The sequence below is a fragment of the Methanosarcina barkeri str. Wiesmoor genome, assembly GCF_000969985.1.
GTDB lineage: Archaea > Halobacteriota > Methanosarcinia > Methanosarcinales > Methanosarcinaceae > Methanosarcina > Methanosarcina barkeri_B.
This window is the reverse complement of record NZ_CP009526.1, coordinates 2,650,068-2,666,485: the sequence shown is the minus strand read 5'-3', so window position 1 is coordinate 2,666,485 and position 16,418 is coordinate 2,650,068. Positions and strand designations below refer to the sequence as shown.

The following is a 16,418-nucleotide window of genomic DNA, read 5'->3' as shown; positions in this document are numbered from 1 at the left end:
TTCATAATTGGTTAATGTTTCTTATATTCAACATATAATGCGTTTCTAAAACCAGTTATTGTATATTATATACAAACATATAATTTAAAATCAAAAATTGTACAAATAAATACAAACTGTATTTAATTTTCTCTAATATGCCTAAAAAAATAATAACTTTTATTTTAGTTAAGATAATTTCCTAAAAAAAGTTGTGCATTCACCTAACAAACAGTGTGTGAAAACTTAAGCTTTTTATTTAATATACATTATGAAAAAATCAATTTTGGTTATACCAACTTTTAAAAAAATGATCCCGTCAATATATTCCAAAACTGTATTGTTAATATTGGGTAGTTACGTATACTTTTTCATTGGTATACGTTCCCGATTAATGTTCAACTCTGTCAAATATCCAATATTAACAGAAATCCAATCCTGTACAGAAATTCACTCCTGAACGATTCCATCCTTCAACCTTATTACCCTGTCTGCATATTCGGCATGCCATTCTTCGTGGGTAACCATTACAATCGTCTGTCCTTTTTCCTGATTGAATTTCTCGAAAAGGTCAAGGACTTCCTTTGAGGTCTGGGAATCAAGGTTGGCACAGGGCTCATCTGCAAAAAGGACTTCTGGGGAATGGGCAAGAGCTCTGGCAATTGAGACTCTCTGCTGCTGGCCGCCGCTCATTTTGGAAGGGAGCTGATGCAGGCGGTCGCCAAGGCCAACTGCGGCAAGAATTTCTGCGGCTGCGGATTCGCATTCGGTTTTACTTTTGCCCTGCATCAAAAGGGAGATATAGACATTTTCCATAGCATTGAGCTCAGGAAGTAAAGCATAGTCCTGAAAGACATAGCCCAGGTTATGCAACCTGAATTTGCCTTTTTCACTGTCCGACAGTCTGGAGGTATCCGTACCGTCTATAATGACCTCTCCCGAATTCGGGGTATCAAGCAGGCCGAGCTGGTTCAGAAGAGTGGTTTTGCCTGAACCGCTCGGGCCCATGATTGCAATGAACTCTCCACGTCGGATTCTTACATTTACGCTGCGCAGGGCCCGAACCTCTACCTCTCCCATCTTGAAGGTTCGCACGATATCGATACCCTCTATAATAGTATCTATAATAGTATCCTCTGTCTGTTTTCGGATTTCATCCGTACTTTTTACTGCGTCCTTAGTCTGCTTTTGGATTATTTCCATAGTTTTTACTGCTTCTTCAGCCTGCTTTTGGATTATTTCCATATTTTCACCCTTTGTTTTGCCCCATTTATTTGCCCCATTTATTTGCCCCAGATCAGGTCAAGAAGATCTTTCTGAGCCAGTTTGTACGCAGGAATTACCGAGCCGACTACAGAAGAAAGAAACAGGAGAACTGCCCGATTCAAGGCTTCTGCATTGTCCAGCTTGAGGCTCATGTCACCAAGCGGGATTTCTACAGGATGGGAAACCGTATAAGGCACAAGCCCGAAGCGCATAAACAAGTAGCCAAGTATAACACCCGCGCCTGCGTAAAGCATGGCCTGGAGCACAAAGGATGTAACTATCACGTTTTGTTCTATCCCTATTGCTTTCTGTACCCCTATCTGTCTTTTTTTATTCACAATATTTACGTAAATAACCACAAAGATGATCACAAAAGCAATTAGAAGGCCGATTGCATTCATAATATTTCGGACCAGCCCAAGCGTGCTTTCGATCAGCCGGAGGAGACCTGCAAATTCATGCCAGGTGCGGATATTCTCACTGATGCCAAGAGAAAGGAGCGCAGTTCTGGTATCGTCCTCAGGTGTACCATCTGCGGTTTTAACGGCTATTTCCTGAGCAAGGTCTCTGCCCTCAATACCCAGCATTTCTTCAAGGTCAGCTCTGGTAAGATAGGCTGAGGCATCAGCCATGAAGTAGCGCGTTGTATAGATTCCTTTTACCCTGAACTCCCGGGTTACACCTCCAATTGTGAGTTCAACGGTATCTCCTACTTCCACACCTCCTAAAGACCTTGATTCCATAAGGGCTCCGAAACCTCCTGAGACCTCCCTGCCCAGAATAACCTCTCCTTTATCAGGCCTGCTCAGAAATTCCCCACTTATTATAGCATCTTCAAGGCCTGTTACAAAGATCTCATCCGCAGGATCTATCCCATAAACCGTAGCTCCTATTTCCTTCTCTTTATAGCGGAAGTTTCCAGTCATTTTCAGGCGAGCCGAGGTTCCTACCACCTGCGGAAGACTTTCTATCTTTTTCTGGAGGGCTGATACGTCCTCTATATATCTTTCCTCTTCCTTCGGTTCGACCACGACGTTTCCAGTCTGAAAGTTTACCATAAGTTCATTAAACTTGAGCGTAACCCCAGCCAGCATGCTTGAAAAAAGCACAAGCTGTATAAAGATCAGGGTCAGGACAAAAATTGTAAAGATTGTAATCCCTTTATTGCCCCTGGTCATGGAGCGGCTGGCAAGGAAGAAGGAAACTCTCGCTTTTTCGAGCATAATAGGCCATCCTTTCTGGTTAATTTCGTTTTCGGGCTTGTTTCCTGGATTTTTATTTTCATAATGCTTGTTTTCAGAATTTTTGTTTCTGAAATTTTTGTTTCTGAAATTTTTGTTTCTGAAATTTTTGTTTCTGAAATTTTTGTTTCTGAAATTTTTGTTTCTGAAATTTTTGTTTCTGAAATTCTTGTTTCTGAAATTCTTGTTTCTGAAATTCTTGTTTCCGAAATTCTTATTTTCAGATTTTAGAGCTTACCTTTCTTTTTCGTATAAAGAATCACAGTTGTAAGAACCAGTACGGCTCCAAGAACAATTGGAATAACGCTTCCTTCCTGCCTCTTCACATTAAAAGTGAGGTTCTCGCTAACCTGGTGCTCGCCAAAATCATCCTCATACTCTACCAGCAGGGTCACATTCTGATCACCTGTTTTTCCGGGGGTGAATGTAAAAACTGCAGGAGCGTCATCGTCTTTATCCAGGCGCCCGAGAAAAGCACTCGTGCTTCCGCTGCCTTCAAGCCCTTCAAGCCTGGCTTTGACTGAGCGAGCTTCTCCTTCCCCAACATTTTCGAGCCTTAAAGTAAGGGATGCCTGCTGCCCTTTCACAGGTATCTCCGGGTCAAATTTCAGGCTTGAAATATCAATTTGCGCTCGATTAAGCACGTTAATTCCAATTTCCTGGATCTTGTCTATCTGGAAAGTCTCCGTATTATTCGAGGCTGTTATCCGCAGTGGAATCCTGTAAGGCTTCACATCGGCATTGCTGCCCAGGAGAAGTTTGAAAGAGAGGTTTTCCGAACTGCCTGCACTCAGGTTCTCAAAGAAATGGACATTGTCTTCCAGCGGGATTAAAGGTGACGAATTGTTGAGGTTAAGCATTACCCTGACATTTTTTGCGTTCCCGCTTCCTGCATTCTTAACTGATGTCCTCAGGTAGAACTCCTGTCCAGGAACTATGGCTCTTGAAGAGGAATTATCCTCATTTACAGGAAGAATTTCAGTACCGCTGAGTACAAGGTCGGGATTTCCTTCCACCCGAACAGGAATTCTTTTAGAAAAACTTGTTCCGCTTTTGTCTTTGATAGTGAATTCAAGCTGATATATTCCCGATTCAGCTTCAGGATCTACTCTCAAATAGAAACTCAGTTCGACCTTGGAACGCTGCCGTATCTGTTCGATCTGGAAATTTCGCTCCGTATTCGTTCCGGAACCGTAAAGTTCTGACGTGCTATACTTAAAAATGAATGGATGAATTTCCTCGATTCCTACTATCACGTTCTCTGCTGGCTCGTCTCCGGCATTCTGGATATTGATCTTAATGAGCAGGTCTTCACCCGGCCTGGCAGGATTGGGGTTGATTTCCGAAACATCGACTCCAAGGTGAGTGTTTCCGGACACTACAACTGCAGAAGCCGGACCTGTCAAAAAGAAGGTTATCATCAATAAGGCAAGTACAAAATGAAGAAATGACGCCGAGATTTTATCTATCGGTGTTTTGTTTGCCGATTTTCGATTTACCGGCATTTTATCCATTGATCTTGGATTTTCCGGTATTTTATCAACTTTTCTTTGATTTTTCGGTTTTTTATCTATTGAACTTCTATCTCTCAATGTTTTGTCTACTGTTCTTTGATTTCCCAGTATTTTACCTACTGCTCTTCGATCTCCCGATGTTTTATTTACTAAACTTCGATCTCCCGATATTTTATTTATCAATCTTTGGTCTGCGGGCATTCGACCTATTAACTTACACTTCTTTTTCCCGGTGCAGGAATACTTTTCTGGACAGGCGGGCTTCATATATAACAGTCCTTGTGCCTAGTTTATAACGGTTGCACTTTATTTGCAACCGGTAATATGTTGTATTCCAAGCCTTTTCAAAAAAGGCTTGAGCGAAAACTACGTGACGGCGTGACAACCGGCGCAACGCAAGCCTTTTTAAAAAAGGCTTGAACGAAAAGCTCCGAACAACAGCGTGATAAACCGACTAAACATTTACAGCTCAACGGTTGGGATTGAGCGAAAAGGTCTAACTGCGTGGCTATAACCCATTTTAAATATGAAAGAATTGATTGAAAAAGTTTCTATTTCAACAGGTTTTCCTCGAAAATCCAGCAGGATTATCTTGATACCTCCCCTGGGCTTGAGGCTTCGGCCTTGAGTTTATCAAAATACCTCCTGGTCTCAGCCTTAACAACTTTTCGCAGAGCCAACAGAGCAATAAGGTTCGGGATAGCCATGAGCCCATTTACGATATCGGCAAGTACCCAGATAACATCTATAGTCAGGAAAGCGCCTGAGGCAACAATCAGGATGTAAATGATTTTGTAAGGGAGGATTCCTTTTACGCCAAAGAGATATTCCACACATCGTTCACCATAGTAATTCCACCCCAGAATAGTTGTAAAGGCAAACAAAATGAGCCCGACTGTTACGATGTAATTTCCAACCTCCGCAAGTACTGTGGAAAAGGCATAACTTGTCATATAGGCACCTGCAAGGTCGCCTGTCCAGGAATCCGTTATGATCAGAATGGTTCCGGTCATGAAACAGATGATAATGGTGTCAAAGAAAGTTCCTGTCATAGAAATAAGGCCCTGCCTGGCTGGCTCTTTTACCTTTGCAGCCGCAGCGGCTATTGGAGCACTTCCAAGGCCGGACTCGTTTGAGAAAATTCCTCGCGCAATTCCGATTCTAATTGCAAGCATCACCCCTGCACCAAGAAAACCACCCCGTGCAGCAGTTCCTGTGAATGCAGAGTTTATTATCAAAGCGAGGATTTCAGGAATTTTCTCAAGGTTTAACCCAAGAATTATCAGGCAGCCCAATACATAGCTTATTGCCATGAAAGGCACAAGAAGCTGGGCGACTGCTGCAATCCTCCTGATCCCGCCAAGCGTTACAAACGCTACAAGCAGGCTTATTACAAAAGCACTCAGGGTTTCAGGGATATTAAAGGCAATCCTTGCCGAATCTACAATGGCATTTACCTGCGGAAAGGTTCCGATCCCAAAGAGAGCTACGTTCATCCCAAAAAAAGCAAAAGCGAGTGCAAGAGCGTGGCTGTACTTCCTCTGTTCAAGCCCATTTTTGATATAATACATGGGCCCTCCTGACATCTGCCCTTTTGCATCCACGACCCTGTATTTGACTGCAAGCAGGGACTCGGAATACATAGTTGCCATCCCGAAAAAGCCTGCAAGAAGCATCCAGAAGAGAGCGCCTGGACCTCCCGTTTTTATTGCAGTTGCAACCCCAACTATATTTCCCGTTCCGATAGTCGAGGACAATGCAGTGGTGAGAGCTCCAAAACTCGAAACGTCCCCCTGTACTCCAGTTTCGGTTTTCCTTGAACTAAGTACATACCTGAGCGCAATTGGCAACCTGAAAATCTGGACCATCCCGAGTTCCCAGGTAAGGAAAATCCCGGTCCCTACAAGTAAAACCAGAAGCGGTGGTCCCCAGATTAACTGGTCTATTCCTGTAAGGATCTCAAGTACATTAACACCCGATAATTCCGTTAAAGCCAGCCCCCAGAAAGCAAAGAGATAGTTTAAGAAAAGACATAGTCTTAAAAGAGATAGTTTTAACTCAGTATTTGTTCCAGGCTGGTCTTAAACTTTGATGTTCAGGCACTCTCGTTGTAAAACTGAGTTTCGAGTTTTAAATATTCAAAAAAATATTCCCACAAGCAAAAGGTTACCTTCTTCAGCCGTTCAACAGAATAAATTTTTATACCAAGTGGTTATTAAATATTTTTTAGGAGAGTTAATATGATGCGTATCACATCTTTAAATAGCATGTCTCTGGCAAAAGTCCTGAGTCTTATGTATCTCTGCTTTGCAATTATATTTTCGCCGCTTATTCTTTTCACGGTAAGTATGGATGGAATAGGTCTTACTGAAAGTATATTCGTAACTGTATTCCTTATTGTTTTTTATGGGATTGCGGGAGCAATAGCAGGATTTCTTATTGGTACGATATATAATATTGTTGCAAAACAGGTTGGAGGTATCGAAATAGATACTTAAACTGTCTGATATGATAGAGAAACATGATAGAGAAACTCATCAAAAGCAATTTGTTTCTAAACTCATCAAAAACAATTCTTTTTTCTAAACTTTTTCTCTCCTGTTTTTCTTTTTCAGATTGTATAATGAATTCCAAATTTCTGAATTTTTATTCTTTCTTAATCCCGGAAAAAAGCCGAAAGTTTCATCTGCTCAATTTTCTGAATTACTTCAATTTGCACTTCCTGTTTTTGTTGTTTTTTAGATTTTACTATTTCTCCGGGCTCAAGTCCGGGCTCGAGTCCAGGCTCAAGAGCGTTATCAAAAAAAGCGACTTCATTTTCTAGACTTAGCGAATCTCTATAATACTCTGTTGTTTTTTCCTGCCAGTTTTCCAAAAGCAACAAGAACTTCATCCCTCTTTTTTGCTCATTCCATTCCCACACTCCAGCCTGGTAAAAAATGGCTCCTAACTGGCTTGAAAGTTGAGCATAAGATACTTCGGAACGGAGCTTATACAGGAATTTCCCGATTCCGTCCTTTTCCGTGCCCATGCATAGTTTTGCGGCGTTATTTGCAAGAGTCTTCCATTCCCGATCCTGCATGAATTCGCAGAGCCTGTCAAGGTGGTGGCAGCTAATTTTATCGATTCTGGGAAAACGATTCTTTCTGAACTTCCTTTTTATGAAAAGGTTTCCTCGACTGTCTATCCGCCAGGAAAATACCTTCTGCTTTGTCCCAAGGGTTTTTGATCGAGACCAGGAAGCAGCCATTGGAAATAAATTGGATTTTAAATATAAAAAATTGTTTGTTGTAATCTCCCCTGCAGTGCCTGCAAATCTGAAGGTTAAACCATAAATTATTTTATGCAGCTTTCAGTAATTTGAATTCCCTTTAAAAATCTTTTAAGTTTCTCTGTTAGAGTCCCAAAGTTAAGAGGTACAGGCATTTATGTAGCTTCTGATAATAATCCAGAGAACAAGCCAACCAATGGCTGAAATTAAATCTTTTCTTAACTGTAGGTCCATGTTCTTATTTAATCAACCAATCTTATTTAAATTTTTTCTCATGTTTAAAAATAGAGTAATCTATCATTAATACCCACAGAAAAACTTCCCTTCTCACAAACCAGAATAAAACGGGAAGGACTAACCATCAGTTGTCCTGCACGTCTTCTTCAAAAAAATCTTCAATTTCTCTAACACGCAGTTTTATTCCGTCTCCAAATCCACATTCCATTCCTTTTGTTTTCCTGCGGATCTTCAAAAGCCTTTCCCTGAAACCGTCATAAAGTGTTTCGCCTTCAGGTGTTTCTAACCTTGTGCAGAACTCGTCAAAGGCACTGTATATTTGTATATTTCTTGAGCCTATCCCATAACTCAAAACTGCTTCTCTAAATCTTGAATAGGGAATGATCAATGGTTTTCAGATCACGGAAAATAGTTCTGAAACTTTTATCTATTTGAGGATAAAGCTGGTTTTGGGATAGGCTCCTTGATAAAACTCCTCGTCTATATCTCCATATTCGTTGGTAAATTCCACCCCATTTTCGACGTAAAAAGCATCAACTCCATTGTCCCTGCAAAATCCCCGGAAGCCTTCGAATAGTCGCTAATTGCTTTTTTTGCAATCGAGTACCTGAGCGTCCCGTGCCCCTTTTTCGGAAAAAACTCATTTTTTATTACTTCCCTGTAAGCTTCCAGAATCCTGGGCTCAGCATTTGTATTCATGGATCTGGCAGCAGATACCTTCTATTTTCCTCAGAATACCTGTAAAGATCCCGAATAATATTAATAAGCTCTTTTCGGTCTGTGTTTTTTAGGGCATTTTTTAAGTCAAGCCACCTTAAGTCCGGAGTATTTCTCATTTTACAGCTCCATAAGGCAAAAGTTACGTTTCCTGAATCTCATTATAAGTATTAATCCGAATAGAATCTTTTTTTTCAGGCTATTGCTTCATAAATGCTATGGCTGTCACCGGCATAAGAATCATAAATGTGCTGAAAGACTGTATTGCATTTCTCTTCATAGATTCTGGAGTCGTATGATTCGGGCAGTCCCTTATCAAGTTCGTCTTCAATTTCTTTTTTAACTGCGGCCATTGCCTGCTGTTTTTTCCGCCAGTCCAGAACGAGTTTCTCAGCTTTTAGTGTGGAAAGCAGATCTCTTGCAACCTGCTTTACCTGTTTTTTATCTTTCTCGGTTAGATCAGGTTTTTTTAGCTTGTCAAAGAGGGAGAGTTCTTCTTCAGTTAAATTTTCCTTTATTGCTCTCTCATCTTCTTTTTTCAGCTTTTTAGCAAATTCGATTAGTTCTCTGTAAGGATAATCTGAGTTATCAGAGCCTGAATTATAATTTTCGATCAGTTTTTCAAAACTTTTCTGGTAATCAAGGCGGCTGTTATTAATTTTAACCATTTCTTTTAGTTTGTACGAGAGAAGATTTTTTAGCCATTCAAACTCAGTGTTCTTATGCTGCTTATCGAATCTATCTGCCAGGGCATCAAAGTCGATATCTCTAAGAGCAATTATTCTGCCCTTTTTTGATTCCTTGATTATATATTCTCTGGGCTTAATCGATGTATCGAGGACTCGCTGTATACCGTCCGTTACTCTTGAGATATCGACTTCAGGATCAAGAGAACGAATTTCGTTTACCAGTTCTTCATAAAGAGTTACCTGTGGAAAAAACTCTGAGGCCCGTTTGTGGGGAAGTATAGATTTGTATATTTTTAGAGCAGTCCCAGCTTCGGTTAAAAACTTCTTTTTTGTTGACTCGTTTATGAGAATAGCATCAGTTGCGTTTTTCAAGAGATTTATTTTATCAAAACTCGACTTCATCTTGATGATTTTGTCAGGATTTACCGAAAGGCCGGAAAGGAATTTATTTATTTCTTTAAGCTTCTGTTCAAGGGCTTCCACAAGTTTTTCTTTCGGCTTGAGTGGGATTTCAACTCCGCCAGATCTGGGCGTTGCATAAATCTTGAGGGCCTGTTCAAGATTTCTGAAAATACCAGCATAGTCGACAATGAAGCCTCCGGGTTTATCTCCAAAGACCCTGTTTGCCCTGGCAATCGTTTGCATGAGGCTGTGGTCCTTCATGGGCCTGTCAAGATAAATCGTGGAAAGCGAGGGGACATCGAACCCTTCTCTCCATTTGCTGCACACGAAAACAATTTTGAGCTTACTTGTTGAATCCTTGAAAATTTCTTCCAGATCTTCCACAGATATTCTTTTCCTGTGTGGCCTTATATCCAGCCCATTTTCCTCAAATTTCTTTACCTCATTCTGCCCTTCGCTGATAACGACTGCCATATCAGTGTTTTCAAGTTCGGAGATCTGTTTTTCCAGATCTATAGCTTTCTTACCTTCAGTTATTTCTTTTCTCTTTTCTTTGAGTTCGTTAATATGCATTTTCCAGTATTTCTGGACTTTATCGTACATCCTGACCGTTGTAAGCTTATCAATGGATACTACAAGGGCTTTTCCGGCGTAACCACGTGTGGTATAATGCGTTACAATGTCTTTTGCAATCGTTTCCAGGCGTTCTTCCCTTACGATTATCTGGTATTCCTTTGCAAAGTCGGTAGCAAGTTTGGATTCTTCTTCATCATTCAAACCTGCTTTTTCGATTTCTCGATAAATATCATCATTGAGGCTCTCGTTATGCAACTGGACTTCAGGCACGCGATTTTCATAATAGAGGGGGACGGTTGCTCCATCTTCTATCGATTGTATGAAGTTGTAGATGCTTACGTAGTCTCCGAATGTGTCTTTTGTCTTTTCTTCGCCAGCCATTAAAGGCGTGCCTGTAAAACCTATAAAATTCGCATTCGGCAGAGCATCTCTCATGTTTTGCGCCAGGGTGTCGTACTGGGTCCTGTGGGCTTCGTCTGCAATTACTATAATGTCATCTCTATCCGAAAGTAGGGGATGCTTAACTCCTTTGTTAGTCCCGAATTTGTGGATCAAAGTGAAAACCAGCCTGTGGTCTTCAGTTAGCAGTTGCCTGAGATGCCTACTACTTCTGGCCTGTACGCCAACTTCGCTTATTACGCCTGCGTTCTGGAAGTTCTGATATATCTGCTCGTCCAGTTCATCCCTGTCGGTTACGACCACGAAGGTGTAATTGCCAGGAAATTTTCGCAGGATTTTTTGGGTAAAAAATATCATGGAATAGCTTTTTCCAGAACCCTGAGTGTGCCAGAAGACACCGATTTTTCCTTCATCCTCATTGCGTTTTTTGAAGGACTCTATGGCATTATTAACTCCAAGGTACTGGTGATTTTTGGCAACAATTTTGACTGAGTGCCCTTCACTGCTAGAAAAAAGCGTGAAGTTTTCCAGGATATCAAGGAAGCGGCTTTTTTCGCAGGTTCCCTTTATCATTGTATCCAGCAGGGTACTTCCTGTTTCATTTTCATCTTCAACCCTTTTCCATTCCCCAAAATGATCAAAACCGCTTGTAACAGTGCCGATTTTTGAGTCTCTGCCGTTGGAGAGGATTATAAATGCATTGTACCAGAAAAGCTGTGGAATTGTTTCTTTATAGTCTGTAAGATTATCGTCAAAAGCCTCTTTGACCCTTCTGGCAGTCGATTTTAGCTCAAGAAAAATTAAAGGAATCCCGTTAACAAATCCCAGAAGGTCGGTCCGCCTTGATTCCATTTCTCCCATAATCCAGAACTGGGAAGCTAAAAAGAAGTCGTTATTTTCGGGATTTTCAAAATCGATAATCTTTATGGTCCGGTCTTCAATTTCCCCTTTTTCATTTCGGACTTTGACCTTGACCCCGTTTTTGATTAATGAATAAATTTCCTGATTTGCCTTTACAGGGCTAAGCCTGCTCCTGTCTTTTGCCAGTTCCCGGATTGCGGACTCTTCAGCTTCGGGGCAAATCTCAGGATTGAGTTTTTTGATTGCCTCTCTCAGTTTCCTGAAAAGCAATACTTCGGATTTTGTTTTCCTGCCCAGTGTCCCTTTTCCGTCAAGCCTGATTTTTTCATTGAAGCAGTTTAAAAAAGTATAACCCAGTTTTTCGAATTCTCGGATTGCGGACTCTTCTACGAGGGTGCCTTCACTATAATCACCAGAACCTGATTCATCTTCTTCTTTTAAAACATCGTTTCTCGCTGATCCGTCATTATTTTTTATCTCGGCAACCATTTTCAACACGACTTCGATTTTTCCCCTGGCTTTTCCAAAATTCTATATTCTGTTAAGACTTCTCAACTATTTAAATTATATTGATTTCATATTATTTTTCTACATATTATTTTTCCAAACATCAGCTTATAAAACTTTATACAGTTTTGGCATCGAAGAATTATTATGAAAAACCAGTTTTTTGGAGACCTGAGAGACCTTTTCAAGTATGATTTGATCCTTAATATCCTGGAAAAGAACGATTCTTTACAACATCTAACTTTCATCCCTATGCTTAACAAAAACGATTCTAGTAATGAAGGAAACAAAAGGGATTTTCAGAAAGCGAAAATTCATAACCTACCTGGTACTCACAATGAAAAGCTCGTGGAATTCCTTGAACCATATAAAGATGTAAAAGCTAATGAAAGAGATATCAATTCCATTGAATCTTACTTTAATTCAAAAGATCACAAAATCTCTATTTACAAAGGGCAGAAAGGCTTGTATTTTGAGGAACAGGTCCGAAAAGAGTATTTCAGTGAAATACCCCGGGAACTATTGACAAACTCTTTAATTTTTATAGATCCGGATATAGGATTGGAAGTTAAGTATTCCAGAGAGAAACATCTCCTATACAGTGAAGTAAAAAACCTTTACGACCGAATGGATCAGAACTCCACAATTATGATTTACCAGCATTTCCCAAAATTCAAAAAACATCCTGATTATTTGCATAAGCGGTTTCTGGAGTTAAAAGAAAAAATGGGAGTTTTGCCGCTATACACTTCGGACAATGAGATTATATTCTTCTTTCTGGTCAAAAATGAGACTACAAAGAATTCGCTCCAGCGAGTTCTTGATTGTTATGAAAACGAGTACGAAAGACTTAAAAAAGTCAAAAGAAATATGTTTATTTATTCTGTCCCTCTTCAAAAAATACATCAATGAGCATGAGGCGAGTTTTTCAGTTTCAGGACGTTCTGTAAATTACCCCAAATTTCTTTTCAAATTCGCTTCCCGAAATAGTCCCTTCTTTTTTGATCTCGTCCAGTCTCTCAAGGTATTCTTCTCTTACAGGGTGCAGCTCACTGTCAATTAACTCAAGGCTTTTTTCGATTTCGAGAACTTTTGTTTTAAGGAAATCCAGGTCGTCCCTCAGTCTTCTGCAGGATTTCTTCCAGTTCCATCCATTTTACCCTTCTTTCACCATGAAAAACCATCTGAGTTTTTTGTTTTACGAATCATTCTGCACTTCTTCAAAAAAATCTTCAATATTCGTAATGAGGATATCAACCGCATCCCCAAAACACCAGGCGATTTCTTCCGAATCATCACGGACTTTAAGAAGCCGTTCCCTGAAATGCGGATAAAGTGATTGCCCTTCAGGTGTTTTCAACAAAGCGCAAAACTGTTCAAGCATGTCATTAATTTTGTCGTAGAACTCTTCATCTATGTCTCCATATTCGTTTGTATATTTCACTCCATTTTCCGCATAAGTAAGCATCAACTCCATTTTCCCGATAAAATCCCCGGATGCTTCCGAATATTCCTTAATTGCTTTTTCCGCAACAGAGTATCGAAGCTCTCCAATCCCCATTTCCGGGAAAAATTCATTTATAACTATCTGTCTGTACTCTTCCAGAACTTTAGGGATCTCTTTCTTATCAATAAACCTGGCAAGCAAATATCTTCTGTTGTCTTCGGAATACTTATAAAGCTCCTGAATGGCATTTAAAAGCTCTTTCTTGTCTGATTTCTGAAGTGATTTTTTCAGGTCAGCCCATTTTAGATCTGAGTCCTTCCTCATCTTGTGGCTCTCCAAAATTAATATTATGCTCCTGATACTCATTTCTTATGCTAATATCCAGATCCGAAACGTCGATTTCTCCTGAAATGAGTTTTGGGAGAAGAAGGTCGCGGGTTTTGCGGAGATTTTGGTTTTTGTTAATTAATATATTCAATTGCTTTCTAAGAAGTCCAATTTTATCTTCAAATAATGTTAATAAGTATTCAGGTGGAATTATTAAGTCAATGTTAGTAATTACACCTGCACTGGCACTTTTTCTGGTAGTCCCTGTCGATGCAGCGATTACATAATTTTGAAATTTGTCTGACTGTAAAAAGTAAAACAAATAATAAGGCTTGATATTTTTAATTATTTCCAGTCTTATCAAGTAAGAAGCAAATACAGCATTAACTTCTGTTTCAACAATTCCAACTTTACCGGGATCGGCCATTCTTATAACAACAATATCTCCTTTCTTTAAGAGATATTTATCTAAAACTTCAGGAGAAATCGAACAAAAAGGCACTTCGTCCCAGGAAATGTATGACTGTTTATTGATATCTTTACCCCTCAAAAACTTTGGGCCAATTTCTTCTTCGGTTGCACTTTCTGTATATCCATATTGTGTTTTGACCAGTTCAGATAATTTTTCTACTTTCCACCCCTCCGGAATCTCCCCTAATTCCGAAGATACCATTTCTACATTTTCGTGCCCCGGAAACCTGAACTTAACGAACCATTCTTCGTACACCAGCTTTGCTATCTGTTCAAGAATTTCTATTCGTCGGGTGTTGTTTTCGATAAGATTATCATAATTAGAGAGGATGGAGGCGATTTTTCTTTGGATTGAATGAATAGGTATAGAAACTTCAAAGTTTGGAAAATTTATAAGAGGAATTCGATCAACTGTTGCACCAGAAATTAAATTTTTAGAGATAGTATTTCTCCATTCTTCTCCAAAAAAAGAATAGTACAAGAATTTTGGATTTACAATTTCAGTATCGGGTCTTATAAGTGCAAGCCTTCTACCAAGACATCCTCGAAACCCTTTAGGAATCATTGCATAGAGATTTAACGTAGCTTCATAGCTGAATACTATATCTCCCTCTGTTGGAAGAACTCTTTTTGTCCATTTTGGAAAATCATCTTCTGAGATGTTCCTAATTTGAGATAAATCTAGCCTACCATCTTCAGTAATATTTTTTATTCCTAAAAATATTGGTCCACTCAAAGAAGGTTTAGGCGTAGCATGAGGTCCATCATATAAACCCAAGTACAAATTTTTTATTGGAACTTTTTTCCAAGAATTTGATGTATTTACTCTCGGCATTAAACACCGCTCCTTACTAATTTCTCAATATTCTCAGAAATCTGTTCTTCCAGTTCCCTAGCTTCAAGGTTAAGCCCTTCAAGCTCCTCATTCAACTCTTGCAGCCTTTCAGTAAAATCAAAATCCTCTTCAACGGCTTCGGCAACTCCAACATACCGCCCCGGGTTGAGGGAATATCCCTGCTCTCTGACCTCGTCAAGTGTTGCAACCTTACACAGCCCCTTAACGTCCTCATAAGGTTCGCTTCCTTCCTTTTCGCGGTAGCTCCTTACGATTCCAGCGAGCTTTTCAATCTGCTCGCCGGTAAATTCCCTGTGCGCCCGGTCGACCTGCGTAAAAATTTCCCGCGCATCAATGAAGAGAATCTTATCTTTTCGTGACGTTCTGGCTTTGCCTTTGTCCAGGAACCAGAGGGTGCAGGGCAAAGTGACAGTATAAAAAAAGTTTGAGCCGATTGAGACCATCACGTCAACTGCATTGCCTTCTATGAGCTGCTTTCGGATTTCGGCTTCTGTACCCCTGGCGTCCGATGCTGAATTTGCCATAACAAAACCGGCCCTGCCTTTTTCATTCAGGGTTGACCAGAAGTGCTGAATCCAGAGGTAATTTGCGTTATCAGTTGAAGGAGTCCCGAGAGGGACTCTTTTGTCGCCTTTCACTTTTTCAAAATCAACTTTTTTCACGTTGAATGGTGGATTTGCCATCACAAAATCAAATGCGTCTACTGAGTTGTGAATGTCTTCGTAATAGGTGTTGCCTTCTTTAATGTCCCCTGAAAGACCGTGGACTGCAAGGTTCATCTTGCAGAGCCTAACAGTATCGGCTACCTTTTCCTGGCCGTAGATCGAAATTTCGGAACTGGCTTCTTTGTGTTGGTTTTCCACGAAATGGGCACTCTGGACGAACATGCCGCCTGACCCGCAGGCAGGGTCAAGGATTCTCCCGTGGTAGGGCTCGATAATTTCCACAATCAGCCTGACAAGAGATGTAGGAGTGAAGAATTCCCCGCCTTTCTGGCCTTCGGCCATTGCGAATTTGCCGAGGAAATATTCGTAGATTTTCCCAAAAGCGTCGCCTTTGATTTCCGGGGGCAGTTTAAAGGCTTTTAAAAGAGCAACAAGCAGGTCATTTTCAAAAGATGTGTAGTTTTTTGGCAAGGTATCGGTCAGTTCTGGATTTTCGGCTTCAATTGCTTCCATTGCATCATTTACGGCTTTCCCTATGTTTTCGCTTTCTGGCAGGTTCAGCAGATAAGAATATCTGGCTTTTTTCGGGAGGTACAGGACTCCTTTTGCCTGAAAATCAATTTTTGAGATTTCTTTTTTCCTTCGTCTGCTGGATGATTCGTTTTCAAGCTCCAGTTTCAATTCCTTTTCTGCCTTGGCAAATTTAAATTCGGCATACCTTAGAAAAATTAATCCAAGCACAGGCACAGAATATTCCGAGGCTTTCAAGCCGGAATTAGCCCGAAGTTCATTTGCTACGTCCCATAACCTGTTTTCAGTTTCGTTATTATTGCCTGCCATTTTTACATCTTCTTTTGAACTTGTTTCTGCTTTTCATTATGGATTAACATATAAAAGTTACTAAAAGAATGAAAGTGAAGTTATTCAGGGCATAACTCTTTTGATATAGTTATTGAGAACTTTATAGGAAATAAAAAGTTCCTGTTATTCGAG

General features: G+C 40.2%; 14 protein-coding genes. 2 read left to right on the top strand and 12 right to left on the bottom strand.

Going from position 1 to position 16,418, the window contains the following annotated elements; genetic code table 11:
* Positions 1-429: 429 nt before the first annotated feature.
* The 4 genes from MSBRW_RS11075 to MSBRW_RS11055 form a co-directional block, all read right to left on the bottom strand.
* A complete protein-coding gene (locus MSBRW_RS11075) occupies positions 430-1,224 on the bottom strand; it encodes an ABC transporter ATP-binding protein (protein ID WP_230669703.1) in 795 nt (264 codons plus the stop codon).
* Between the two features lie 38 nt (positions 1,225-1,262).
* The gene (locus tag MSBRW_RS11070) at positions 1,263-2,468 is read right to left on the bottom strand and encodes an ABC transporter permease (RefSeq protein ID WP_011307601.1); all 1,206 of its coding nucleotides are present in this window, start codon (positions 2,466-2,468) and stop codon (positions 1,263-1,265) included.
* A 245-nt stretch (positions 2,469-2,713) separates the two neighbouring features.
* Entirely contained in the window at positions 2,714-4,183 is a 1,470-nt protein-coding gene (locus tag MSBRW_RS11060; protein WP_230669701.1) for a COG1361 S-layer family protein, read from the bottom strand.
* Positions 4,184-4,587: 404 nt separating this feature from the next.
* Positions 4,588-5,997 carry an alanine/glycine:cation symporter family protein gene (locus tag MSBRW_RS11055; RefSeq protein WP_048102891.1) on the bottom strand — a complete coding sequence of 470 codons (1,410 nt, stop codon included), beginning with the start codon at positions 5,995-5,997 and terminating at the stop codon, positions 4,588-4,590.
* A 243-nt stretch (positions 5,998-6,240) separates the two neighbouring features.
* Between MSBRW_RS11055 and MSBRW_RS11050 the strand changes: the two genes are divergently transcribed.
* The gene (locus MSBRW_RS11050; protein WP_011307604.1) at positions 6,241-6,498 is read left to right on the top strand and encodes a hypothetical protein; all 258 of its coding nucleotides are present in this window, start codon (positions 6,241-6,243) and stop codon (positions 6,496-6,498) included.
* Between the two features lie 158 nt (positions 6,499-6,656).
* On the opposite strand, the gene MSBRW_RS11045 is transcribed toward MSBRW_RS11050, so the two are convergent.
* The 5 genes from MSBRW_RS11045 to MSBRW_RS11030 all read right to left on the bottom strand — a co-directional run bounded on the left by MSBRW_RS11045 (position 6,657) and on the right by MSBRW_RS11030 (position 11,641).
* Entirely contained in the window at positions 6,657-7,250 is a 594-nt protein-coding gene (locus MSBRW_RS11045) for a hypothetical protein (RefSeq protein WP_011307605.1), read from the bottom strand.
* A 382-nt stretch (positions 7,251-7,632) separates the two neighbouring features.
* Positions 7,633-7,860: a hypothetical protein gene (locus MSBRW_RS11040; protein WP_048102893.1), complete on the bottom strand. Its 228-nt coding sequence runs from the start codon at positions 7,858-7,860 to the stop codon at positions 7,633-7,635.
* 128 nt (positions 7,861-7,988) lie between these two features.
* Entirely contained in the window at positions 7,989-8,207 is a 219-nt protein-coding gene (locus tag MSBRW_RS11035; protein WP_011307607.1) for a hypothetical protein, read from the bottom strand.
* Positions 8,204-8,344 (bottom strand): hypothetical protein, encoded by a 141-nt coding sequence (locus MSBRW_RS22270; protein WP_011307608.1) that lies wholly within the window; start codon positions 8,342-8,344, stop codon positions 8,204-8,206. Before MSBRW_RS22270 ends, MSBRW_RS11035 begins: the two co-directional genes overlap by 4 nt.
* 75 nt (positions 8,345-8,419) lie before the next feature.
* Positions 8,420-11,641, bottom strand: coding sequence for a type I restriction endonuclease subunit R (locus MSBRW_RS11030; RefSeq protein ID WP_155398450.1), 3,222 nt, complete (start codon positions 11,639-11,641; stop codon positions 8,420-8,422).
* 165 nt (positions 11,642-11,806) lie between these two features.
* Here MSBRW_RS11030 and MSBRW_RS11025 point away from each other — a divergent pair, with 165 nt between their 5' ends.
* A complete protein-coding gene (locus tag MSBRW_RS11025; RefSeq protein WP_011307610.1) occupies positions 11,807-12,571 on the top strand; it encodes a hypothetical protein in 765 nt (254 codons plus the stop codon).
* 286 nt (positions 12,572-12,857) lie between these two features.
* Here MSBRW_RS11025 and MSBRW_RS11020 read toward each other — a convergent pair whose 3' ends face one another.
* Genes MSBRW_RS11020 through MSBRW_RS11010 form a run of 3 tightly spaced genes read right to left on the bottom strand, consistent with a single transcriptional unit; the run spans position 12,858 to position 16,265 of the window.
* Positions 12,858-13,430: a DUF6155 family protein gene (locus tag MSBRW_RS11020; protein WP_011307611.1), complete on the bottom strand. Its 573-nt coding sequence runs from the start codon at positions 13,428-13,430 to the stop codon at positions 12,858-12,860.
* Positions 13,399-14,739 (bottom strand): restriction endonuclease subunit S, encoded by a 1,341-nt coding sequence (locus MSBRW_RS11015; protein WP_011307612.1) that lies wholly within the window; start codon positions 14,737-14,739, stop codon positions 13,399-13,401. The genes MSBRW_RS11020 and MSBRW_RS11015 overlap by 32 nt, the downstream gene beginning before the upstream one ends.
* A complete protein-coding gene (locus MSBRW_RS11010) occupies positions 14,739-16,265 on the bottom strand; it encodes a type I restriction-modification system subunit M (RefSeq protein WP_011307613.1) in 1,527 nt (508 codons plus the stop codon). The genes MSBRW_RS11015 and MSBRW_RS11010 overlap by 1 nt, the downstream gene beginning before the upstream one ends.
* Positions 16,266-16,418 lie beyond the last annotated feature (153 nt).